Source organism: Lentimicrobium sp. L6 (assembly GCF_013166655.1).
In the GTDB taxonomy this organism is placed as follows: Bacteria; Bacteroidota; Bacteroidia; order Bacteroidales; family UBA12170; genus UBA12170.
In genome coordinates, this window is sequence record NZ_JABKCA010000166.1 from 1 (window position 1) to 1,546 (window position 1,546).

The 1,546-nt window shown below is 31.3% G+C and carries 1 protein-coding gene; it reads right to left on the bottom strand.

Annotated features, from left to right (window positions below; all coding sequences use genetic code 11):
* Positions 1-107 precede the first annotated feature (107 nt).
* Complete coding sequence (locus HNS38_RS20015; protein WP_172284888.1) at positions 108-1,163, bottom strand: hypothetical protein; 1,056 nt, start codon at positions 1,161-1,163, stop codon at positions 108-110.
* Positions 1,164-1,546: the final 383 nt, after the last annotated feature.

The following is a 1,546-nucleotide window of genomic DNA, read 5'->3' on the forward strand; positions in this document are numbered from 1 at the left end:
ATTGCTTACGCTTCGATTAAATTACACGAGACTTAAATGGGTAACCCTATAATTTATTTTAGTAATGAGTATGCTAGACAGGTCTAACATACTCATTTCTTATATTATTAATCATTTGGAATGCGAACTACCCTTTTACCAAAAGTTATTTCTCCAGTATGTAATTTTGAGTTGACTCCATTATAACTAAACGTATTTCCTTCTAGGAATAGATAAACGAATTCTAATTCGTTATTAGGGTAAGCTATTTGTAAATTAGCTAATTCAATTTGAATTACATCAAGAGTTCCCTGAAGATAGAAATTCATCTCAATTGGTTCAAGACATCCATCTATTGGATATTCTATACGTTCCATTTCATAATACATAGCATAATCTAACCAATTATCTAGAAGTATTCCATTCGAATTTGGAACATCATCTGGATTTGCATAATTATCTGCAATAATCTCTTTTGGTGTTAAATCTACAATATATGAATCTACATAAGGGTCAATTAATTCAATATTCTCAATATTATTTATTTTGTATTCGATCTCTTTAGCGGCATCAGAGTTATCAGAATTATTTATGCCACAGCCTCCTTCTCCATAACCATATCGCCAATAATCATTTTCTCCAAAAGGTATATATACACCAGGATTATCAACATACTCACTCCCAAAACCTGTGGTCATTGAGATTTTTAATGAACCATTTTTCAGCTCATTATTACCAATACTGATATCAGTAGCAAAAATAAAATTATCAGCTCCAGGTAAAGAATTCAATGTAGCTAATAAGTGTTCCTCCATTTCAAAAACAGCTGCCACGACATCAGAATAAGATACCATGTCATTTTCAACACTTAAATCAATTATAAAGGACTTATCGACAGTCAAGTTGTTAATTTGTAAATCAGGTGTAGAGTAATTAAAATTAAGCAACGCTTCCATATTCCAAACGGCATCTTCAACACTCATCATTTCCCCATCCTTAAAACTATTGTTTTTAATTTTATTCTGGAAATCTAAAATCTGATTTTGGATTTTCACATCTTCTTCTGACCAATAAACTTCATTTTCTGTGTTTGATTGTTTGGAGTAATCTTCGTCTTTCTCACATGCTACCATTGTAATAGCAATAACTCCTAATAATAGAAATATATTATATATTCTTCTCATTATAAACTGTGTTTATGAACCATCTCTTTTTATCTGGTTCTATTAAAAAATTTAACTTTGTAAATTCAAACGGTCTGTTGCTAGGCTTTACTCCGAGAGGTAAGATATTTGTGGTGGAGCTTAGGACGGGCTGTTTGTTTTCACTTAAGACCAAAACAAAGGCACGCCCCATATCTGGTCAAAATTATTTTTTCCTAATACAAATAGTTGGTATTTTATATTTCTTCCATTCCTAAATGCTCTGTGATTTTCTTTTTCAATGGAAATAAAACTCAAATTTATCTCACGGGGGGGGGTATGGCAATTTGGTGTTCTTTTCCTTCTTTTCAAAAGAAGAAATCCCGAGATGGATAAATGGATTCATTTCAAACATAAATAGATAA